The sequence below is a fragment of the Flavobacterium sp. I3-2 genome (genome assembly GCF_013389595.1).
Lineage (GTDB): Bacteria > Bacteroidota > Bacteroidia > Flavobacteriales > Flavobacteriaceae > Flavobacterium.
This window is the reverse complement of record NZ_CP058306.1, coordinates 3,419,930-3,443,481: the sequence shown is the minus strand read 5'-3', so window position 1 is coordinate 3,443,481 and position 23,552 is coordinate 3,419,930. Positions and strand designations below refer to the sequence as shown.

Annotated in this window: 17 protein-coding genes; 13 read left to right on the top strand and 4 right to left on the bottom strand. The window is 29.7% G+C overall.

Annotation, left to right across the window (positions count from 1 at the left end):
* Window positions 1-645 precede the first annotated feature (645 nt).
* The 4 genes from HW119_RS16115 to HW119_RS16100 are packed head-to-tail and all read left to right on the top strand — an operon-like array spanning window position 646 to window position 5,010.
* Entirely contained in the window at window positions 646-1,725 is a 1,080-nt protein-coding gene (locus HW119_RS16115; protein ID WP_177766372.1) for a slipin family protein, read from the top strand.
* Between the two features lie 55 nt (window positions 1,726-1,780).
* A complete protein-coding gene (locus HW119_RS16110) occupies window positions 1,781-2,560 on the top strand; it encodes a DNA polymerase beta superfamily protein (RefSeq protein ID WP_177766370.1) in 780 nt (259 codons plus the stop codon).
* Window positions 2,529-3,587 (top strand): DNA polymerase beta superfamily protein, encoded by a 1,059-nt coding sequence (locus HW119_RS16105; protein ID WP_177766367.1) that lies wholly within the window; start codon window positions 2,529-2,531, stop codon window positions 3,585-3,587. The genes HW119_RS16110 and HW119_RS16105 overlap by 32 nt, the downstream gene beginning before the upstream one ends.
* Window positions 3,580-5,010 carry an RtcB family protein gene (locus tag HW119_RS16100; RefSeq protein ID WP_410503996.1) on the top strand — a complete coding sequence of 477 codons (1,431 nt, stop codon included), beginning with the start codon at window positions 3,580-3,582 and terminating at the stop codon, window positions 5,008-5,010. Before HW119_RS16105 ends, HW119_RS16100 begins: the two co-directional genes overlap by 8 nt.
* A gap of 34 nt (window positions 5,011-5,044) precedes the next feature.
* On the opposite strand, the gene HW119_RS16095 is transcribed toward HW119_RS16100, so the two are convergent.
* Entirely contained in the window at window positions 5,045-5,656 is a 612-nt protein-coding gene (locus tag HW119_RS16095) for a hypothetical protein (protein ID WP_177766361.1), read from the bottom strand.
* Between the two features lie 193 nt (window positions 5,657-5,849).
* Between HW119_RS16095 and HW119_RS16090 the strand changes: the two genes are divergently transcribed.
* The 4 genes from HW119_RS16090 to HW119_RS16075 all read left to right on the top strand — a co-directional run bounded on the left by HW119_RS16090 (window position 5,850) and on the right by HW119_RS16075 (window position 12,702).
* On the top strand, window positions 5,850-7,637 hold the full coding sequence (locus tag HW119_RS16090; protein ID WP_177766358.1) for a gliding motility-associated C-terminal domain-containing protein: 1,788 nt from the start codon (window positions 5,850-5,852) through the stop codon (window positions 7,635-7,637).
* A 5-nt stretch (window positions 7,638-7,642) separates the two neighbouring features.
* Window positions 7,643-9,418, top strand: a complete 1,776-nt coding sequence (locus HW119_RS16085) for a gliding motility-associated C-terminal domain-containing protein (RefSeq protein WP_177766355.1) — start codon at window positions 7,643-7,645, stop codon at window positions 9,416-9,418.
* A 5-nt stretch (window positions 9,419-9,423) separates the two neighbouring features.
* On the top strand, window positions 9,424-11,205 hold the full coding sequence (locus HW119_RS16080) for a gliding motility-associated C-terminal domain-containing protein (RefSeq protein ID WP_177766352.1): 1,782 nt from the start codon (window positions 9,424-9,426) through the stop codon (window positions 11,203-11,205).
* A gap of 108 nt (window positions 11,206-11,313) precedes the next feature.
* Window positions 11,314-12,702: a gliding motility-associated C-terminal domain-containing protein gene (locus HW119_RS16075; RefSeq protein WP_177766350.1), complete on the top strand. Its 1,389-nt coding sequence runs from the start codon at window positions 11,314-11,316 to the stop codon at window positions 12,700-12,702.
* Window positions 12,703-12,795: 93 nt separating this feature from the next.
* On the opposite strand, the gene HW119_RS16070 is transcribed toward HW119_RS16075, so the two are convergent.
* The 3 genes from HW119_RS16070 to HW119_RS16060 form a co-directional block, all read right to left on the bottom strand.
* Window positions 12,796-13,284, bottom strand: a complete 489-nt coding sequence (locus HW119_RS16070; RefSeq protein WP_177766347.1) for a hypothetical protein — start codon at window positions 13,282-13,284, stop codon at window positions 12,796-12,798.
* Between the two features lie 263 nt (window positions 13,285-13,547).
* Entirely contained in the window at window positions 13,548-14,873 is a 1,326-nt protein-coding gene (locus HW119_RS16065; RefSeq protein WP_177766344.1) for a sensor histidine kinase, read from the bottom strand.
* Window position 14,874: 1 nt separating this feature from the next.
* Window positions 14,875-16,212, bottom strand: coding sequence for a sigma-54-dependent transcriptional regulator (locus tag HW119_RS16060; RefSeq protein ID WP_177766341.1), 1,338 nt, complete (start codon window positions 16,210-16,212; stop codon window positions 14,875-14,877).
* A gap of 188 nt (window positions 16,213-16,400) precedes the next feature.
* On the opposite strand from HW119_RS16060, the gene HW119_RS16055 reads away from it, so the two are divergent.
* From HW119_RS16055 to HW119_RS16035, 5 genes are read left to right on the top strand one after another with little or no spacing between them, the layout of a single operon-like run.
* Window positions 16,401-17,642 (top strand): efflux RND transporter periplasmic adaptor subunit, encoded by a 1,242-nt coding sequence (locus tag HW119_RS16055; RefSeq protein ID WP_177766338.1) that lies wholly within the window; start codon window positions 16,401-16,403, stop codon window positions 17,640-17,642.
* Window position 17,643: 1 nt separating this feature from the next.
* Window positions 17,644-19,083, top strand: a complete 1,440-nt coding sequence (locus tag HW119_RS16050) for a S41 family peptidase (RefSeq protein WP_177766335.1) — start codon at window positions 17,644-17,646, stop codon at window positions 19,081-19,083.
* Between the two features lie 11 nt (window positions 19,084-19,094).
* Window positions 19,095-19,802 (top strand): ABC transporter ATP-binding protein, encoded by a 708-nt coding sequence (locus HW119_RS16045; RefSeq protein ID WP_177766332.1) that lies wholly within the window; start codon window positions 19,095-19,097, stop codon window positions 19,800-19,802.
* A 6-nt stretch (window positions 19,803-19,808) separates the two neighbouring features.
* Window positions 19,809-22,217 (top strand): ABC transporter permease, encoded by a 2,409-nt coding sequence (locus tag HW119_RS16040; RefSeq protein WP_177766329.1) that lies wholly within the window; start codon window positions 19,809-19,811, stop codon window positions 22,215-22,217.
* Window positions 22,210-23,505 (top strand): TolC family protein, encoded by a 1,296-nt coding sequence (locus tag HW119_RS16035; RefSeq protein ID WP_177766326.1) that lies wholly within the window; start codon window positions 22,210-22,212, stop codon window positions 23,503-23,505. Before HW119_RS16040 ends, HW119_RS16035 begins: the two co-directional genes overlap by 8 nt.
* Window positions 23,506-23,552: the final 47 nt, after the last annotated feature.

Genomic DNA, 23,552 nt, shown 5'->3' with positions numbered 1-23,552 from the left:
ATCTGCGTAGTTGTTTCTTTATTATTTCTTTTTAAAATTATTTTTAAATATAATTAGTTGATTTTTAGTACTTTGATTTAAATAATAAAAAATTTTTTTAACTGCGTATTTATGTTGCGTAGTTGTGTGTGCATCTTTGTAATGTTCAGAACAAGAAGATTATTTCTATTCTAATGTTTCACAAAGGCATTGTAGTGCAGAAAAGCTGTATACTGAAATAATTGTATTGCTGAATAACTCCTCGGTCGTGGGTTCGAATCCCACTTTTCAGAAATGAAAATAGTTCAGTTGGTTAGAACAAGGTTAAAAAAGTGGGTTCGAATCCCACACTTGATTAGGTTTCAAGTTGCGCCCGGTTGCACCGAAACGTAAGTTTCTCCAAAAGTTAATCACTTGTAAAACAGATTACCAAAAAGTTCTTTTAAGAAGTTTCGGTTTTTATAAAAATTGATTTGTAAAAACAATCGGCTCAAAGCCTGAAATGATTTGTCGTTGCTTACAAAACTTTCTACGAACTAAAATGTAAGAAGTAGATTTTAAAGATTAGAAAACAGCGTAAAATACAAAAATGAGTTCCGCATTTGAAATGATGAAACTTCTTATAAGGATTTTAATAAACGAATAAAAAATATAAAAAAATAAGTTATGAAAACAGTTGTAATTAATGAAAATGAAATGGGTGTTGTATTTAAAAACAACAAAATTATAAAAGTAATCGAGCAAGGAAAATATTGGTTTTTTGCTGGAGAACAAATTTTGATTTATAATGCATTTAAAGAATTTAGAGAAATCGATTGGATTGATAATCAAATTTTGAATGCTTACTTAGAAATCGTTCATATCACAGACGAAGCCTTGGTTTTGGTTTCAGAACGTGGGAATTTTAGTCACGTATTAACCGCAGGAACTTTCGCGTTTTGGAAAGGGAAACATAAATTTTCTTTTCAGGAAGTTTCCATTGCAAATTTTCAAATCGAAAACGTTTCTAAAGCCATTTTAGAAAAGCAACAATTGAATTTGTATGTTCGTTCTTTTCGAGTTGAATCTTACGAAAAAGGTTTGTTGTTTGTAGATGGTAATTTTGTTCAAATGTTAGAAGCTGGAAATTACTTTTGGTGGAAAAACGCTCAAACCATTAACGTTGCCAAAGGTGATACACGTTTACAAGCTTTAGAAATTTTAGGTCAAGAAATTTTGACTAAAGACAAAGTACAATTGCGTTTGAATTTTGTAATTCAGTATCAATTGACAGATTTCATCAAAGCTTTTGTCGAAACCAAAGAGCACGAAAAACAATTGTATGTTTTGGTTCAAATGGCATTGCGCACTTTAATCGGTACTTTAACTTTTGATGAGTTGATGGACCAAAAGAACGAAATCGCTACATTGGTTTTTAACGAAATCAACGAAAAAGCACAACGTTTGGGAGTTTCGGTTTTAGATGCTGGTTTAAAAGATGTGATTTTACCAGGTGAAATTCGTGAAATTATGAATCAAGTTTTGATAGCCGAAAAGAAAGCGCAAGCCAACAGCATCATGCGTCGAGAAGAAACTGCTTCGACTCGTTCGTTGTTGAATACGGCTAAATTGATGGACGAAAATCAGATGTTGTACAAATTGAAAGAGATGGAATACATCGAGAAAATCGCTGATAAAATCAATACAATTTCGGTTTCAGGAAGCAATAATATTGTTTCTGAATTGAAACAGATTTTTACAAAATAAACAAAGCTGCAGCTGAATCGGAAGTTTTAGCTGTAGCTTAAAAAAATAAATACTTATGAAAACAATCATACAAAATAAAATAAAAGAATTAGAATCAGAGCACCATATAAAAATACTTTTTGCGCTCGAATCTGGAAGTCGAGCTTGGGGATTTTCATCAACGGATAGCGATTATGATGTCCGATTTATCTACGTTCGTCCGCTAAATGAATATCTGAAAATTGATAGTGCAGAAGATTTTTTTGACTTTCCAATTAATAACGAATTGGATTTGAACGGTTGGGATTTAAAGAAGTTTTTCAAACTGTTGTATGCTTCAAATGCAACAACTTTTGAATGGATGCAATCGCCCATTTTTTATCAAAAAGAAACATTTTTTTATTATGTGATTTCAGATTTACTTCCGAAATTTTATTGCCAACAAACGCTTATGCATCATTATTTAGGATTAGTAAAAAAACGTTTAGATACTTTAAACGCTGAAGAAATAAAGCTGAAAAATTTATTTTATATCTTAAGGTCATTGCTTTCGGCAAAATATTGTTCGGTAAAAAATGTGTATCCGCCAATGGAATTTAAAGATTTGATTTTTTTGATTGATGATGAAAAAATCAGTATGGAAATCGAAAAATTAAGATTAATAAAAGCTGAAGTAACGGAATCTTATATTACATCGATATCGAACGAATTGTTTTTGTACATAACTTCTTTATTCGAAGATTTATCCAAAATAGATAAAACAAAAACAAAAGGTTTATTTGATGTAGCGTTGTTAAACACCACTTATTTAAAATTATTACAAGATGCTAACGATAGATTTTTTAAAGGAAAATAACTTAATCCTTTTCGAATGTATTTCGGGAAGTAGAGCTTATGGTCTGGCTACGGAAAATTCAGATACCGACATTCGTGGTGTTTTTTATCTGCCTAAAAATATGTTTTATGGTTTGGAATATGTTCCTCAAGTAAGTAACGAAACCAACGATATTGTTTATTATGAGCTGGGTCGTTTTGTAGAATTACTCGCTAAAAACAATCCGAATATTTTGGAGATGTTGGCAACACCAGAAAAACATATTTTACACAAGCATGCTTTGATGGATGAAATAAAAATGGAAGATTTTTTGTCTAAATTGATAAAAGATACGTTTGTTGGATATGCTTATTCACAGATAAAAAAAGCTACTGGTTTAAATAAAAAAATGTTTGAACCGATGGCAAAAGAACGAAAAACGGTTTTAGATTTCTGCTATGTTTTGGATGATGCTCGTTCATTTAACTTAAGAGATTGGTTAGAAATGAAATCCAAACAATTTACAGATTTTGGTTTGACAAAGATTCCGCATTTTAAAGATGTTTATCATTTGTTTCTATCGTCAGATGAAGTTAAATATAAAGGAATTGTAACTCATTTAGAAGTAAACGATGTGGTTTTAAGTTCGGTTGAAAAAGATGCTGAACCAATAGCGACTATGATTTTTCAGAAAGATGCCTATTCTGCTTATTGTAAAAAACACAAAGAATATTGGGATTGGATGGAGAAAAGAAACGAGGAACGTTATCAAAATAATGCCAATCATAAAAAAGGTTATGATGCCAAAAATATGATGCATACCATTCGATTGTTGCAATTGGCTTTAGGAATTTTGAAAGAAAATAGATTGTCAATTGAAGTGGATAATCGAGAAGAATTATTAAAAATAAAATCGGGATTTTATACGTACGATGAATTACTTGCTCAAGGAGATGAATTAATGTCCGAAATCTCAATTTATAACGAGTTGTCAGATTTACCAGAAAAGCCAAATCCAGATTGGGTTGCTGATTTGATAGTAAATCTAAGATTAAAATTATATCAATAAAATGAAAAAAATATCAGGAAAAGACTTATTGCGTATAGGTTTTGAAGAAAATATAATATTAGGTACTGTTTTGCAATTTTGTGAAAATTACCAAGGGAATTTAAATAAAGGCGAAGTTTTAGCACAATTAAAACGCATGGTTGAAACTGCCGAATTAACTCCAGAAGATTCTGAATTTTACGAATTAGCACAAATGATAATCGAGCTTCAGAAAACTTTAGAAACCGATATCATTCCATTAAATGAACATCCAAAAGCATTTGCTATTTTCGGAGAAGCAAACATTGAAGAAGGCGCGAAGAAGCAAATGCAAACTGCTATGAAATTGCCTGTTTCGGTTGCTGGCGCTTTAATGCCCGATGCGCATCAAGGTTACGGATTGCCAATTGGTGGAGTTTTAGCTACAAAGAATGCGATAATTCCGTACGGAGTTGGTGTGGATATTGGTTGTCGAATGGCGCTTTCGGTTTATGATATCGATGAATTGTTTTTCTTGGAAAATCAAGCGAAGTTTAAACGCGAATTGATTGCACAATCTAATTTTGGCGCAGGAAATGGTTTTCGAGGTCAATACAAATCGGACCATGAAGTTTTAGAAAACACCTTGTTTCACGAAAATGAATTGTTGCGAAATTTAAAAGATAAAGCTTGGACGCAGTTGGGAAGTTCGGGTGGTGGAAATCATTTTGTAGAATTCGGAATCATTGAATTTGCTGCACGCGATGAGGTTTTGAATATCGATAAAGGAACTTATGTGGCTTTATTAACGCATTCGGGTTCTCGTGGATTTGGTGCAACCATTGCTGGGCATTACACACAATTGGCGAAGAAAATATGTAAACTTCCGCAAGAAGCTAAGAATTTAGCCTATTTCGATTTGAATTCAACCGAAGGTCAAGAATATTGGTTGGCTATGAATTTAGCTGGCGATTATGCATCGGCTTGTCACGAAATCATTCATCAGAAAATGGCAAAAGCTTTGGGCGCGCAGGTTTTAGCAACTGTCGAAAATCATCATAATTTTGCTTGGAAAGAAATCTGGAACGATGAAGAAGTTATTGTGCATCGAAAAGGAGCAACTCCAGCAAGTAAAGATGTGATGGGAATTATTCCAGGTTCGATGACTGCTCCCGGTTTTTTAGTTCGCGGAAAAGGAGAACCTGCTGCAATTCAATCAGCATCGCACGGTGCAGGTAGACAAATGAGCAGAACTCAAGCGAAAAAAGAAATTTCAACATCAGATTTTAAATCCATTTTAAAAGACCATAATGTAACTTTAATCGGCGCAGGTCTAGACGAAGCTCCGATGGCTTATAAAAATATTGAAGAGGTAATGTTAGCGCAACAAGATTTGGTAGATGTTGTGGCAAAGTTTACTCCAAAAATGGTCCGAATGGCTGATGATGGAAGTAGAGAAGATTAATAATTTTAAGTTTAAAACAGTTGTGGATTTTATTTTACAACTGTTTTTTTATGCCGTATTCAATACCTGATTTTTCAAAAAGTTCTTTTAGTAAAGACAGTTTTTGACCACAATTGTTGTTTAAATCTACATTGTAATTACTTGTTTTGTATTGATAGCATTCAAAGCAAATTTCAATAAATTCAAATAATTTATTGTTCTCGTCAAAAAATAAAATAGCGTTTCTAGGTATAAAACATTTTGCACCCCAAATTACTGCATCTTCATGATTATTTCCGTAGTTATAAATCAAATCGGTGAGTTCGTTTTTTTGAATTTCTGAAAGTTCAATTTTTTCTTCAAACAAATCCGGATTATATTTTGACATATTATTTTTTAGTGAGTCAAAATATATTTGCATTATTTCTCCTTGAAAATAACTTGCATATCCGTCCTTATTCATTTTATTATTTTCAAATAATTTAAGTTTGGTTGACTTGTCTTCAAATGAAGCAAATATAATTTTAGTTGCTTTATCAAATGGATAGTTTTGATTACGATCTTCAACTGATAAATCATCAACTCTAAAACAGTTTTCTAAATTTTCTTGACAAGTTCCTATTTGAGAAATGAAAAATAGGAAAAACATATAAAATGAATTATTCATGAAGTGTTTATTAAATAAAATGTAAAAGTAATGTTTTTTGTGTTTTATAATTTATTTGTAAATTTTGATTTTTATCTACTTTTTGTTACTTTTTGGTTTTTATTTTTAATTAAAAAATGTTAATTTTTGTGTTTTTGTTTTGTATATTGAGTAATATGTTATATTTATAAAAAATACATTTTTATTAATATTTATGAAGAAACTATTACTATTGATTTTATTTTTTTGTTTATACCAAACAAATGCTCAACAGAATTTAGTTTTAAACCCGAGTTTTGAGGATTTGAATTCAAATATGAATTGCGGAACAAGTCTTGGCATAAATTATACTGTTACTGATTGGATTTCTGGTTCTCAAGGTACACCAGATGTAGTTAGTTCTTTTTTTGATATTTCCTGTCCATTAGGAGTTTTTAATGTTTTTGATTTTAATCAAACACCTAGAACAGGTAATAATTGTGTTGGTGCAATGAGTGTTTTTTCAAATATTGAAGGTAATAAATATCGAGAATATTTAAAAGGAAGGTTATCTCAAAATCTATTACCAGGAATTATTTATCAAATAGAACTTTATGTTTGTGTTGCATCAGAAAACAAAGGAAGTGTTGGAACAAATAATATTGGATTAAAGTTTATAAATGATAATCAACCAAATTATGCAACATTTCAAATAATTCAAGAAATTCCCGATGTAAATTATTCTGGTTCAGCAATTATCGATAGAGAAAATTGGACTTTGTTGTCTTTTTCTTATACTCCGACAACTACTGGTTTAAATGCATTTTTAATTGGAAATTTTTTTGAAGATCAAAATACAAATATTCAATTTATTGATCAAGTAAATTATAAAGTGAACTATTTACTTTATGATGATATTAATATTTATGTTTTGATTCCGATTTTTAATTTTTCTGAAACTATATGTCAAGGTGATGAAATTATTTTATCTAATATTTCAGATAACGGTGTTACTGGTACTTGGTCACCAGCTCTAAATAATCAACAAACTACAACATATACATTTACACCAGATAATCCATTATTGGAACAGATACAAAAAACAATTATTGTAAAACCAAGATTGATTCCAGAATTTCTAACCTATGGACCATATTGTGATGTCTTGCCTGATTTTACAAATTTACCAACAACTTCCATTAACGGAATAGATGGAACATGGAGTCCGACTTTTGATCCAACACAAACCACAACCTATACTTTTATTGCCAATGATTCTCAGTGTATTGAGCCAATTCAAATAACTGTAATAGTTGATAAAACGCCAATCTTTGACGCTGTTTCGCCATTTTGTGATATTGATTTAAATTTTAAATTACCTATTGTTTCTTCAAATGGAATCTCAGGTACTTGGACACCTAAATTTGATCCTTATAATTCACAAACTTATACATTTACTAGAGATTCTGGTAATTGTACACAACAAGTCACACTGGATGTTATCGTTCATCCTCAACTGATTTTTGAAATTCATCATTTTTGTGATAATCAGAAATACATTGTAGAAATTGTTTCTAATAATTTTTTATTCTCAGATATTTCGAACATTCAATGGAAAATAAATAACAGTATAATTCAAAAATTTGATTCAAAAATTAATCTTATTGATTATCTAAATTTAATTAATGATTCGAATATTATTGAATTTAGTTTTACCGATGCAAATGGGTGCGAGTATATAAAACAAATTGAAATTAATGGAAATAATCTATGTAAAATTCAAAAAGGAATTTCACCAAACGGTGATGGTCTAAACGAATATTTAGATTTAGCATTTTTTGGAAGTGTTGATATAAAAATTTTCAATCGATATGGAAATGTGGTTTATGAAAATTCGAATTATAAAAACGAATGGTATGGTCAATCTAAAAACGGTGAAAATTTACCAAGCGGAACGTATTTTTATCAAATTCAAACCAATATCGGTGAGCAATTTACAGGTTATATTCAGTTAACATATTAAAACTTATGAAAAAACTATTACTTTTATTATCAGTATTTTACTTTTATCAAGTAAACGCACAGCAAAATTTGGTTCTAAATCCGAGTTTTGAGGATGTCAATGGAAATCTAAATTGTTCGTTCTATGGTGGACAAACTATTCCAATTACAAATTGGTCTTCAGGAAGCCATGGAACCACAGATGCGTATAGTACATCTGTTGCTATTAGTTGTCAAATGCACCCATTAAATCCGCAAACAGCAAATCAAGCTCCAAGAACAGGAAATAATTACTTGGCTTTTACAAATGGACTTGCATTAACGAGTAATTACCGAGAGTATATTAGAGGTAAATTATCTCAACCATTAGTGGTTGGTAAAATGTATAACATTGAGTTTTATGTTTGTTTGACAAGTTATGCGAATGCTGGAATGAATAACATTGGACTTGTTTTTATAAACAATTCAGTGCCCATTTATCCGATTATAACACCAATTCCATTACAACCTCATGTAAATTACACTGGCTCCCCGATTATGGATAGAGATAATTGGACATTATTATCTTTTCAATATACTGCAACAACTCCAAATTTGGATGCTTTTATGATTGGTAATTTTTTTGATTCTCCTGATACAGATTTTCAGATTATTGGCTCAGGTTCTTATGCCGAAGCATATTATCTTGTAGATGATGTATCTATTACAGAGGCTGTACTTGTTTTTGAAATAGATGAGTTAATATGTCAAGGTGATGATTTAGTTTTACCTCAAACTTCAATCGATGGAATTAGCGGAACTTGGTCACCAGCACCAAACAATCAAGAAACTACAACATACACGTTTACTCCAAATAATCCAATTCATCCAACATACGAAATTACCATTGAAGTAAAACCTATCATAATTCCTGAATTTGATGAAATTGGTCCTTTCTGTGATAAAATTCCTAATATTTTAGCCATACCAACCATTTCTAACAATGGAGTAGAAGGGATATGGAGTCCGATTTTTAATCCAAACCAAACCGAAACTTATACATTTACTCCAAATGATACTAAATGTGTAGAGACGATTACTAAGACGATAATTATAGATCGGACTCCAACTTTCGATGCTGTTGAACCGTTTTGTGAAATCGATTTAAACTTTAGTTTACCAACCATTTCAACCAATGGAATTTCAGGAACTTGGTCTCCTGAGTTTGATCCATATAATTCTCAAACATATACATTTACTAGAGATTCAGGAGATTGTACACAGCAAGTAACTTTAGATGTTGTCGTTTATCCGCAATTAAAATTTGATTTATTTCCGTATTGTAAAGACGATGAATATTTTGTAGAAGTAACGGCTAGTAATTTTTCAGGATCTGATATTTCTAGCTTTCAGTGGATGATTAACAACACATCAATTTCAGAAACAGGAAGTAAAATTAAACTTTCTGATTATTCAAATTTATTACAAGAAATAAATTCCATCGAAATCATTTTTACAGATGCAAACAATTGTTTACATACAAAGGAAATTCAAGTTTTAGGAAAGAATTTCTGTAATATTCAAAAAGGAATTTCGCCAAACGGAGATGGTTTAAATGAATATTTAGATTTGGTTTCTTTTGGAGGTGTTGACTTAAAAATATTCAATCGTTATGGTTCGGTAGTTTACGAAAAATCAAACTATAAAAACGAATGGCATGGACAATCTAAAAACGGAAAGGAGTTACCAAACGGAACGTATTTTTATCAAATTCAAACTAATGTCGGTGAACAATTTACAGGTTACATTCAATTAACATACTAGAAATTATGAAAAAACTATTACTATTAATTTCAATGTTTGTATTAAACCAAACAAATGCACAACAAAACTTAGTTCTGAATCCGAGTTTTGAAATAACCTCTGGACCTCTTAGTTGCACACTTTATGGTTTAGGGCAGGCTAGTCCAATTCAAAACTGGAAAGCTGGTTCTTATGCTAGTCCAGATTTTTTTAGCTCTACTTTATTACCAACTTGTACGCTTCATCCTTTAAATCCTAATTTCGCCAACCAGTCTCCATTAACTGGTAATAACTACGTTGCTATTGCTAATCAAGATTCAGATTATCAACCTCAATATCGTGAATATATAAGAGGTAAATTATCAGAACCATTGCAAATAGGTCTTACCTATAGAGTTCAATTTTATATTTGCTTGGGAAGTTTAAGTACAGTTGGAAGTAATAATATTGGGGTGAAATTTATAAATGATGCAAGTACACTTAGTTTTAATCCTACAATAATTCCGTTGGTACCAGAGTTAAATTATTCTGGAAATCCTTTTATTGATTATAATAATTGGACTTTACTTTCTTTTACTTTTAGTCCAACAACGTCAAATTTAGATGGATTTATAATTGGAAATTTTTTTCACGATGACGAAACTAGTTTTCAAATGTTAAGTTCTAATCCATTTAAACTATTTTATCTTTTAATTGATGATGTATCTATTTATAATATACAAATCAATTTTAATATTCCAAATGAAATATGTCAAGGAGATGAATTAATCTTACCAAATGTATCTGAAAATGGAGTTGAAGGATCTTGGTCACCTGCAGTTAATAATCAACAAACAACAACTTATACTTTTACTCCAAATGATACTAATTTTGAAACCTTTGATAAAACAATTGTTGTTAATCCTAAAACCATTCCTGATTTTAATGAAATAGGTCCATTTTGTGATGAAGTTCCAAATATTAATGCTTTATCAACAATTTCAAATAATGGAATTGAAGGAACTTGGTCCCCAGCTTTTAATCCAAATCAAACGGGAATTTATACTTTTATTCCTAATGAGGAATTCTGTTCAGAATCAGTTTCAATGAAAATAATAATTGATAAAACGCCTATATTCGATATTTTAGAGCCGTTTTGTGAGATTGATGAGAACTTTAGTTTACCAAACATTTCAACCAATGGAATTTCAGGAACTTGGTCTCCTGAGTTTGATCCATATAATTCTCAAACATATACATTTACTCGAGATTCAGGAGATTGTACACAGCAAGTTTCTTTAGATGTTGTCGTTTATCCGCAATTGAAATTTGATTTATTTCCATATTGTAAAGACGATGAATATTTTGTCGAAATTCAAGCAAGTAATTTTTCAGTATCTGAAATTTCTAGCTTTCAATGGCTAATCAACAACACATCAATTTCAGAAACAGAAAGTAAGATTAAACTTTCTGATTATTCTAATTTATTACAAGAAATAAATTCCATCGAAATCATTTTTACAGATTCAAATGATTGTTTATATACAAAGGAAATTCAAGTTTTAGGAAAAAATTTCTGTAATATTCAAAAAGGAATTTCGCCAAACGGAGATGGGTTCAATGAATATTTAGATTTGGTTTCTTTTGGAGGTGTTGACTTAAAAATTTACAATCGTTATGGTATGGAAGTTTATTCTAAAAATAATTATCACAAAGAATGGAAAGGTCAAAATAAAAAAGGCGAAATGCTACCAAGCGGAACCTATTTTTATCAAATTCAAACCAATGTCGGTGAACAATTTACAGGTTGGATTCAATTAACGTATTAACAAAACAAGTAAATTATTGATTAAAAAGAAGGAATTTCTAAATATTGAGATTTCTTCTTTTTGTGTCTATAAATTGTTAATTTTGTTCATATAAACCAAAAACACTGTATGTTAAATAAGATATTTTTTTTCCTATTTTTGATTTTATCTAATACCGTTTATTCGCAAAAAAATCTGGTATTAAATCCAAGTTTCGAAGAAGATAATGGAAAATTTCGATGTTATTTTTATCCGAATGGAAACTTTCCAATTACAAATTGGACTTCAGGAAGTGAAGGTTCAATAGATGCTTTTACGACAAAATTATCGACAAAATGTATTATGAATCCATTGAATGATAGTTTTGCTGGACAAAAGCCAAGAACCGGAAAAAACTTTGTTGGGTTTTCGAATGTTTATACAGAAAAAATCGATTATCGCGAATATGTTCGTGGAACTTTATCCGAACCTTTAATTGTTGGTTCGCGTTATAAAATTGAATTTTATGTTTGTTTGTCCGATTTTTCAAATACCGCTTCAAACAATATTGGATTAGTTTTTATTAATAATAAAGACAAAATCTTTGCAAACGTGGACCCAATTCCGCTAAAACCAGATGTAAATTATTCTGGAAAACCAATCACAGAAAAAGATAAATGGACTTTAATGAGTTTTGAATTCATAGCTACAAAACCAAATTTAGATGCTTTTTTGATTGGTAATTTTTTCAGCACAAACGAAACCAATTATCAAATTTTATCTGAAAGTAAACCAGTAGAAACTTATTTATTGTTAGACGATGTTTCGATTTATCAAGACGAATTAGCTTTTGATTTGCCAACCCAAGTTTGTAAAGGAGAAACGCTAGAATTACCCAAAATTTCTAAAACTGGATTTAACGGAACTTGGAATGCTGAATTTGATTCACAAAATTCAAAAACATATGTTTTTACGCAAGATTCTGGAAATCCTAAACGACAATTTTCTTTTGATATTGAAATTACAAAAGGTTTAGAATTTGAACTGGTTACCTATTGTCAAAACTATGAATTTTTTATCGAAGCAAGATTTAAAGAAAATTCAAATAGTCCAATTGTAAATTTTGAATGGTCAATAAATAATACCAAAATAACCAACAAGAATTTAGTTTTAAAATTAGCCGATTTTAAAAATTTAGTATCCGCTGATAATAATATTAGTGTTACTTTGACGAATCAAGCGGGTTGTAAATGGACTGAAAAAATGATTTTCTCAGGAAAAAATTTATGTAAGATTCAAAAAGAAGTTACTCCAAACGCTGATGGTTCAAACGATTTTTTAGATTTAAGTTCGTTCGGAGGTGTGGATTTAAAAATTTACAATCGCTTTGGAAATGTTGTTTATGAAAACAATAATTATAGAACCGAATGGAGTGGAAAAATAGAAAATGATGTTTTGTTACCTGTTGGAAATTATATGTATCAAATTCAAACCAAAATAGGAGAAGAAATTTCGGGTTGGATTCAACTGTCTTATTAAATTCTTCAAATTAGAACATTCGATTTCAAAATGAAATAGATAAAATCCAAAAGGCAAAGTCGATTGACTTTGCCTTTTGGATTTATTAAAAAATTATTTTTTAAGTTTTTTATATTCTCGAATTAATTCTTTTAGATGACGATTTGAACTAACATCAACATCTTTGTCAGATAAATAATGTTTAAACGTAAAATTAAATCTGTAGTTTTTAGAAACAATTTCTTGGTCAACAATTAAAAGTTCGTTTCTAAGTTGTTGTTTTTCAATTTCAATTTGCTCTAATAATTCAAATTTAGAACCAAAATCTCTTCGAAAAGTATTTGTATTAAAAGGAATTGAATTTAAAATTTGCATTTGTTTTTTAGACTTCAAATCTAGATTTGATATGATTTTTATTGCAACTTGTTCAATATCAGATTTTGAAAGCGTTGTTATATTTTCTGGAAGAAAAGATTCAATTTGATTTTTTTTATTTTGCTTTTCTGTCGATTTTTTTAAAGTTGCTGTACGAACATAGCCGCTACCAAAGCATTTTTGACAATTTGCATTTAAACCTTTGCAAGAACAAATTTGGGTTATCATATGTATTAGATTACGTTTTTAGAATAACTTCATGTGGTTTCTGTAAACTAATTATGAAGTTTTTATTTGGATGTAAATTTTGTCAAAGGTAAGCAACTTTTTAATTTTTAAATAAAGTTGCATCAACTTTTAAAAGGTGTTTGAGTTGCAAAAAGGAAGGAAGCTTTGTTTGAGCTCTTTTGCAAATTTTAATTTGTAAAAAGCGAGTGCGAACAGCCTGGCCAGAAACGGAGTGAATGGTTTGCCCCAAAAAATAAAATAAATTATTTGGTCAATACAATCACAAATTGTTTTTTGTTTTCGTTTTGCTGAAAGTACAAATAACCTTGATGTGCTTCGATGATGTTTTTTGAAAGTGTTAAACCAATTCCTGCGCCATTTTTACGTGTGGTATAAAACGGTAAAAAGATTTTTGAAATGATTTCGTTATCGATTAAAGCGCCCGAATCTTGAATGATAATTTGCAGTCGATTTTCGGTTTGTTTGGTGGTAATCCGAATCCATTTTTCAGTAGATTCTGTTACAGAATGAATGGCATTTTTTATCAAATTTATCAGCACTTGCTCAAACTGACTTCGGTCTAAATCAACCATTAATTGATTTGAAATTTCAGATGAAAAAGTAATATTTTCGGATTGAAACGTATTTTTAAAAATAGATTCAATATCATTTACAATTTCACTTAAATTTTGTTTGCTTTTATTTGGAGTTGGTAAACTAGTTAATTCACGATATTGTTCAACAAAAGTTTGTAAATGCTTGCTGCGATTCATAATCGTGTCTAAACTTAATCGAATATCTTCAATGTCATCTGGCTCAATTTCATCGTTTTCAAAATACAATTTTGTCGAATGTGCCAACGAATGAATTGGCGTTAACGAATTGATTATTTCATGTGAAATTACTTGCATAATATTTATCCAAGCTTCTTTTTCGGTAACTTCGATTACACGTTGAATCGAATCTAGGAAAATAACATCGTAGGTTTCATTTGCAATTGTTGTTTTTGAAAGCTGAAAAACATAGGTTTGTTTTTCTTGGTCTTGTATTTGAATTTCGATTGTTTTTTTCTGTTCTGTAAACTGACTATTTTCTAAAGTTTGACAAAATTCTGGAATAAATTTCTTTAAATAATTCCAAGAGCTTGATTGCGGCACATGAAACAATTCTTGAAAGAACAGATTCATAAAAACAATTTTCCTATCGCTTTCTTCTTCTTTTAGAATCAAAAAACCAGAAGGTACAGCGTTTATCAATTGGTGATATAAAATTTCTTTTGAAGTATTTAGTAAATGTAAATTTTTAGTTTTGTTATATAATTTTACAATATTTTTGTTCTTTTTAATTGGATTATCGTCCATATTTAAACTAAAATCATCATAAAGTAAAGCGCTAACAATTTTTTGATTGTACGAAAAATGATTTTGTATGTAATAGATAAATTCTACCAAAACAATTAAAGTAACAACGGCAAAGAAAGTAAACGAATACCAATAATTTTTAAAGGCAAAAAAGGCACACAAAATACAAGAAGTTGCTATTAAAACAACTCGTAAAAAGATGAAAAAAGTGATGTAATTGGTTTTCATTTTATGATTGTTCAATATTATATTTTTCAAGCTTTCGATATAAAGCTGCTCTAGAAATTCCTAAATCTTCAGCTGTTTTAGAAATATTTCCATTATAAAAATGTAGTCGTTCTACAATTTTATTCTTTTCGATTTCAGCTAAATTTTGATTTTTAACTTCTGATTGTAATGGAATAACTGCATCAAAACCTAAATGTTCTAATGTAATCTGATTGTCTTCAGCTAAAATTATAGCGCGTTCAATTCTATTTTGCAATTCTCGAATATTTCCATTCCAAGGATAATTTTCAAGTTGCGACAAAATTGCCGCATCAATGTGTGGAATTTCTAAATCATATTTGTTTGCAGCTTCATTCAAAAAATGATGAATCATTGGAATAATATCTTCTTTTCTTTCCGATAAATTTGGCATTGTCACAGAAATGGTGTTGATACGATAAAACAAATCTTCTCGAAAACTTCCTGTTTTTACAGCTTCTTCTAAATTAGAATTCGTTGCAGTTATAATTCGGACATCAACTTTTCGAGGTTTGCTTTCACCTAATCGGACAATTTCTTTATTCTGAATGGCTTGTAAAAGCTTTGTTTGTAAATGCAACGGAATATTTCCGATTTCGTCTAAAAATAAAGTGCCGCCATTTGCATTTTCAAAACGCCCCATCGTGTCATTTTTTGCGTCTGTAAATGCACCTTTAGCATAGCCAAATAATTCACTTTCGAATAAATTTTCGCTCAACGAACCCAAATCAACTTGAACAAACGGTTGGTCTTTTCTGTTTGATTGTAAATGTATTTTTTTTGCTAAAACTGATTTTCCTGTTCCATTTTCACCAAGAATTAAAAGTGTTGCATCTGTTAAAGCAACACGTTGTACAAGTTTATAAACCTTTTCTATACTTGGTGAACTTCCTAAAAATAGCTTGTTTTCGTTTTGTTTTAATGGTGTTTTTCTTTTTTGTTTAACAGCATCTTTAATTTGTGCAACTAATTTTTCATTATCCCAAGGTTTCAATAAATAATCAATTGCTCCAAGTTTTAAACCATCAATTGCATTTTGAATGTTTCCGTACGAAGTCATTAAAATAACCTTTGTTTCAGGTTGATTTTGTTTGATTTCTTTTAACCAAAAAATGCCTTCTTTACCATCTTCGTAACCGGTTCTAAAATTCATATCCATCAAAATCACATCGATTTCATTTTGAGACAAAATTTGTAGAATTTCTTTCGGATTTGAACATGTTAAAACGCTTTCAAAACTACGTTTAAGCAACAATTTACTTGCAATTAAAATCTCGTCTTGGTCGTCGATTACTAAAAGTGTGGCTTGTGTTTTTTTCATATCGATTTTTAGCTGTTCAAAAACGGACAGTTTAGTGTTCGTTTTCGGACAGTTTGATTTTTAGGTTGTTTTTTAAATGATTGATTTTTATTGATTTAGTAAGTTATAAATACATGGCATATTATTTATAATTTATTAAATATCAAACGTTAAAAAATCACTTATCTCAAAAGTAAATTTATAAAATAATGGATATTAAAATTAATTCTAAGAAAAATAAATATAAAAGATTCGGTTTTATCGGTTTTGCTATTTTAATTGTTGTTGTCTTGTTTGTTTACGTTTCTAATCAACCTAGAACATTAGCTGTAAACGAATCTGAAATTATGATTAAAGAAGTAACAGAAGATTTCTTTGAAGATTTTGTAAGTTTTCAAGCACAAATAGAACCCATAAATTCAACTTTAATTAATGTTGTAGAAAGCGGTTCGGTTCAAGAAATTTTTACCGAAAATGGAGCGATGGTTACTAAAGGAATGCCAATTGCGCAATTGTACAATCCGAATTCAGAATTAAGTTATTTAACGCAAGAAACCGCAATTATTGAACAAATGAATCAATTAAATGTTTCAAAATTAAATATCAGAAATCAAGAATTAAATCTTTCGAAAGATTTGGTTAGTATGGAACACGATTATAATCAAACGCAACTTGAATATGATTTAAATAAAAAGCTTTTTGAACGTGATGTTTTATCTAAAAATGAATGGGAAACTACAAAAGAAAAATTCAGATACCAACAAGAACGTAAAGCTATCATTCAGAAAACATTAATTAAAGAAAAAGAATCGAACGTTTTGCAAATCAAACAAATTGATGAAGCTTTATCGATTATGCAAAAAAGTTTAAATACGTTGCGAAATAACAAACAAAACTTCTTGATTTTAGCGCCAGAATCGGGTAGGTTGAGTTCTTTTGATTTGGCTTTGGGACAATCAATTGAATCCGGAAAAAGTATTGGAAAGATTGATGTTTTAAGTGGTTATAAATTGGTTGCAATGGTTGATGAATATTATTTAGACCGTATTCAGGAAGGTCAATATGGACAAATAGAAATCAAAAGTCAAAAAGTTAAGGTAAAAGTTACTAAAATTTCGCCCGAAGTTAAAAACGCAAAATTTAAAGTTGAGCTTGAATTTATCGATAAATTACCAGCTAACATTCAAGATGGAACTTCGGTTGGTGTAAAACTAACCTTGTCAGAAAAAGAGAAAAAAATTATTTTACCCAAAGGAAGTTATTTTGCAACCACTCAAGGAAAATGGATTTTTGTGGTAAACGACCAAAAAGCAATTCGTAGAAAAATTGAATTAGGTAAAGAAAATCCGAATGTTTACGAAGTGATTTCTGGATTAAAGATTGGCGATAAAGTCATAACATCAAATTACGAAGATTATACAACGATTGAAGAATTAGAAATAAAAAAATAAAATGAAAAAATATATTATTATCGCCATGTTGCTTGGTACATTCTCTATCTCAAATGCTCAAAATTGTAATTGCGAAAGTAACTTTGAATGGGTTAAGAAAACTTTTGAAGAAAACGACGCCGGTTTTGAATATTATATCGAAAAAAAAGGTGAACAAGCTTATAAAGAACACAACCAACGTATTTTATCAAAAATCAAATCAGCAAAAAACATCAATGAATGTGCGCCAATTTTATATGAATGGTTAGAATTTTTTCGTTCCGGTCATATTGCTATTTCTCTAAAAGAAACGAGTCAGAATCAGCAAATTGAAAAAGTAATTCCAAACGATTTTTCTGAATGGGAAAAACTGGTTGTTGATGTTCCGAAATTTGAAAAGTATTTAAAGAATAAAAAAGTTCAAGATGCTGAAGGAATTTGGTTTTCTGAACCTTATAAAATCGGAATTAAAAAAGAAGGAAATCAATATGTTGGCTTTATCATTGAATCTGGTGCTGAAACTTGGAAGAAAAATCAAATAAAATTAAAGATAGATTCAAATTTTGATTCATCCGTTTTTTATATGCGTGACCATTCTGCGGTTGAATCAAATGATATCAAATTCTTAGGTGAAAACTATTTAAAAATTGGACGTATGATGCTTAAACGTATTGCTCCTGTTTTACCAAAAGACGAAGCTATCGAATCATATATAACCATGTTAAATGCAAAAGAACCGTATTTAGAACAGTTGAATTCAAAAACGTTGATGCTTCGAATTCCTTCTTTTAGCAATGAAAGTAAAGCAGCAATTGATAGTGTTTTAGCTGTTAATAAAGATTTGATTTTAAGAACCGAAAATTTAATTCTTGATATTAGAAGCGGAACAGGTGGAAGTGATTCAAGTTTTAATGATTTAATTCCGTATTTGTACACCAATCCAATCCGAACTGTTGGCGTTCAATTTCGTTCAACTAAACTAAATAATCAACGCATGTTAGATTTTATTAATAATCCGAAATATGGTTTTGACGAAGATGAAAAAAAATGGGCACAAGCAGGTTTTGATAAATTAGAAATGAACTTGGGAAAATATGTTGGTTTAAATCAATACGATGTTAATTCGCGTTCTTTAGACACGGTTTATGAATTTCCAAAACATGTTGCAATCATCATTAACGGAGGAAACGGAAGTACAGACGAACAATTTTTGCTAGCTGCCAAACAAAGTAAAAAAGTAAAATTGTATGGTAAAACTACTTTTGGAGTTTTAGATATATCTAATATGTATTTTATTGATTCTCCTTGTAATGAATTCGAATTCGGTTATGCACTTTCAAGAAGTAAACGAATCCCGAACTTTCCGATTGATGAAATTGGTATTCAACCCGATTATTATTTAGATGAAGATATTCCAGAAGAAGAATGGATTTCTTATGTAAATGAATTACTTAATAATTAAAAAAACACAAAATGATAAAAATAGAAAATCTATCTAAAGTTTTTAAAACTGCAGATATTCAGACCAATGCATTAAATAAAATCAATATTCAAATTAAATCGGGTGAATTTGTTTCCATAATGGGACCTTCCGGATGTGGTAAATCTACCTTATTGAACATTATTGGTTTACTTGATGATTTTAATGACGGAAGTTATCGTATTTCGGATATCGATATGTCAAAAAGTAGTGAATCTAAACGTGCCAAAATCCGTAAAGAAAATATTGGATTCATCTTTCAGAATTTTAATTTAATTGATGAATTATCGGTTTATGATAACATCGAATTACCATTAATTTATGCAAAAATTCCAAGTACTGAACGTAAAAAACGCGTGAATGAAATCGCTGAAAAATTGAATATTGTACATCGTTTACAACATTTTCCGCAACAACTTTCGGGTGGTCAACAACAACGTGTTGCAGTTGGTAGAGCTTTGGTTTTGAATCCGAAAATTATTTTAGCCGATGAGCCAACAGGAAATTTAGATAGTATAAACGGGAATGAAGTAATGGAACTTCTTACAGATTTACACAAACAAGGCGCAACTATTTTAATGGTTACGCATTCGGCTCACGATGCTGCATATTCAGATAAGATTATAACAATGAAAGATGGCGAAATTTTATCCGAAAAAATCAATCAAAATACGGTAAATGTTTTTACTAACTCTAAATAAAAGGTTATGATAAAAAGTTGGTTTAAAATTTTCGTTACGCATTCCATCAAAAATAAAGCATTTACTTTTTTGACTATTCTAGGATTAGGAATCGGAATTTCGAGTTTGATTTTTGCTTTATTATATTGGAATAACGAAACAAGTTATAATAAATGGAATCCCGAAAAAGATTCGGTTTATGAAGTATTAAGTACAATTTCAACTGGCGAAACTTGGGGATATTCACAAGCAGGATTAGCAAAAAACATCAAATTAAAAACAGATAAACTTCAAGATTACTGTTATTATTTACCTTATTATACCGAAGATATTTTATTAGCAAATGGCAAGAATAATTATGCGACTAATATTGTTATTAGTCAATCTAACTTTTTTGATTTTTTTCCTTTTGAATTTGTAAAAGGTAGTAAAGAATCGTTTCGTAAAAACAAAAATGAAGTTGCCATTGAAGAAGGTGAAGCTCAGAAGATTTTTGGAAATCAAAATCCAATTAATCAAACCATTTCAATTAATAACGAACATTTAGTTGTAACTGCGGTTTTTAAATTAAACGAGCTTTCATCAATCAAACCTAAATATGTTTTTTCGACCATTGATTCTGACTTACAAACTTATGAGTCTGAATGGGGAAATTACAATTATTCATTAATGTTTAAATGTAATAAAGAAGACATTCACGAAATTGAACGAATTGGCGAAGAGGTTTTGACAAATTTTAAAGTTTCTGAAGATGCAAAATATAAAGGAATTTCTATTGAAGAATATCTAAAAGAATATGGTAAATTTTCCATTGAATTACAATCTTTAGCAGATGCTAGATTAAGCAATAAAGTAACCGGTTTTTCTGAAGGAAAAGGCAATCGCGTACTTTTACAAATTTTAGTTGGTTTATCTATTTTGATTCTTGTTTTATCAATTATCAATTACATTAATTTGTCAACCGCACAAGCAATGAAACGTGCAAAGGAAGTTGGTGTTCGTAAAGTTTTTGGAGCTTCAAAGAAAAATATTGTTTATCAATTTGTTTTTGAAACTATCTTAATTACATTTTTTGCACTATTATTTGCACTTTGTTTAACCGAATTATGTTTGCCGTATTACAATAATTTAATCGGAAAATCGCTTGTATTGAATATTTTAGATTTCGGTTATTATTTAGCGCTTATCTTTTTAATTGTTGTGCTTTTCGCTGGATTTTTCCCTGCTGTCTATATTGCAAATTTCGAAGAATTAAAAGTACTTAAAGGTAATTTCTCTCGAAGTAAAAACGGAATATGGGTACGTAATTCTATGTTGATTTTACAGTTTACTATTGCAACTTTTTTCATTGTAAGCGGATTGATTGTTTCGCAGCAAGTAGATTATTTATCTAAAAAAGATTTGGGTTTTAATGGCAATCAAATATTGTCTATAAATTATACGATTTCTAATGTTGATAAATATAAATCATACGAAGCTTTTAAAAGTGATTTATCCAAAATAAAAGGTGTTGAAGATGTTAATATTAGTACTTTAAGCTTAGGAAGCGGAACAGGTTCATCTTCTAGTTTTTCGTTACCAAACAGTAAATTTTCTACTCAAGCACAAAACGTAGCATTTGATTTTGGTTATTTAGATTTGTTTAAAATGCAAATTATCGAAGGACGTGATTTAGATTCAAATATCGCTTCAGATTCTACAGAAAACGTACTTATCAATCAACGTGCAATTCGCGATTTAGGTGGAAATGTTCCGTTAGGAACCGAATTTGAATGGAATGGAAGAAAATTCAAATTAGTTGGTGTAGTTAAAGATTTTAATTTGCGTTCGCCTCAAGAAGAAGTTCCTCCAATGCTATTTATGCACATGAAAACTGTAAATTGGATGTCTTCAAATATTATGAATTTTGTTGTAAAAATCAATTCAGAAAATACAGAAGAAACAATTGCCAATTTAGAAAAATTCTGGAAAGAAAAGATTGATGCAAATATGCCATTTACTTATGACTTTGTCGATAAAAAATTTGCACGTTCTTACGAAGGTTACATCAAACAAAAAAAGATGTTTAGCATTTTAAATGTCATTGTTATCGGAATCGCTTTATTTGGTTTGTTTGCTTTATCGTCTTTTACCATCGAACGCAAATACAAAGAAATTGCAATTCGAAAAGTTTTAGGAGCAGAAACTAGTTCGTTACTTAAACTTTTAACGCAGCAGTATATTGTTATGGTTTTAGTCGGATTTGTTCTTGCTTTGGTTCCAAGTTATTATTTGATGCAAAAATGGTTAGCTAATTTCCATTATCGTATTGATATCGAATGGATAGTTTATGTTTTTGCATTCTTCATATTGTTGCTTTTAACCTTAATTGTTGTGATTTCAAAAGCCTTTTTTGCAACTCGATTAAATTTATTGACTTATTTAAAATATGAATAATTTACTCAATTTTTTATTTATCATACTGTTGATGCTTTTTCCTTTATCGGGAAAAGCACAGCAGTTGAGTTTACAAGATTGTTTTGAAATTGGCACAAAAAACTATTCTGACTTTAAGATTCAAGCTTTAAAAATAGAACAAAGTCAAAAAGCTAAACGTTCAATTGCTTCAAGTTTTTTACCTCAAATTGGAATTTCAGCTTCGCATAGCTATAATTTTGGGTCGTCAATTAATCCATCAAGCAACAATCGTGAACCTTCAAATATTCAATCAGATAATATTTCAATTGATTTTAGAGCAAGTTTGATTGATTTTTCTAAATGGTCTGAAAACAATATTCAAAATTATGATATCGAAATCGAAAAATGGAATTATGAAATAATCGAAATGCAATTTCAGATGTTGATTTTAGAAAAATATATGAAAGCTTTGACTTTACAAGAATGGCAAAAATCAATGCAAAATCAAGTTGATAATAGCAATCAAACACTAAAACGAATTCTTGATAAGGTAGAGCAGGGGAAAAGACCTAAAAGTGATGCTTATGATATGCAGGTGATTTTTCTTCAAGAAACAAATGATTTTGAGAAAGTTAAAGCAGATGAACATGTAGCTAAATTGGAACTATTACAATTAATCAACTCTCAATCATTTCAAGCGAATCAAATGGTGATGTCATTTCCAGAAGTGCTTTTTTATCGAGACGAAAATTACACGGTAAATCAAAATCCATCGCTTCAGAAAACTAATGCTTCGCTTTTAAAAAATCAAGCAGAACAAAAACAATTGCAAAAAGTTTATCTACCAACGCTTGATTTCGTTTATTCTTACGGAACATTTTATGCGCAAAAAATCAACAATCTATCGGATACTAATTTTCAATTTCAAAATCAATTAAAAGATAATAAAAGCCAATTTGTAGGTTTATCACTTTATATTCCGGTGTTTAGTAAAGGTAACAATTCGCAAAAAAGTAAGCTAAAAGAACTAGATTATAGGATTTTAAAAGAAGAAGAAATAAAAGAAACCAAGCGTTTATCAGACAATTTGCAAATTGCTAAAACCAAGATTTCTTTTTTATCTGAAGAACAAAATAGGTTGATTGCTATTGAAGAAATTTCCGAAAAAGCTTTAGAAACCACGGCAAGTAAATATATTTTTGATAAAGTTGATGCATCCAATTACAAACTTGCTAAAAATCAATTGTTACAATCTCAGTATAATTTGCTTTCTAATAAAATTCAGTTTTTTTCTGAAATCTATCAATTAGAATTACAATTTAAATGAGATATATTGAATTAGTTATAAAAGAGAAAACCTCAGTTTGTTGAGGT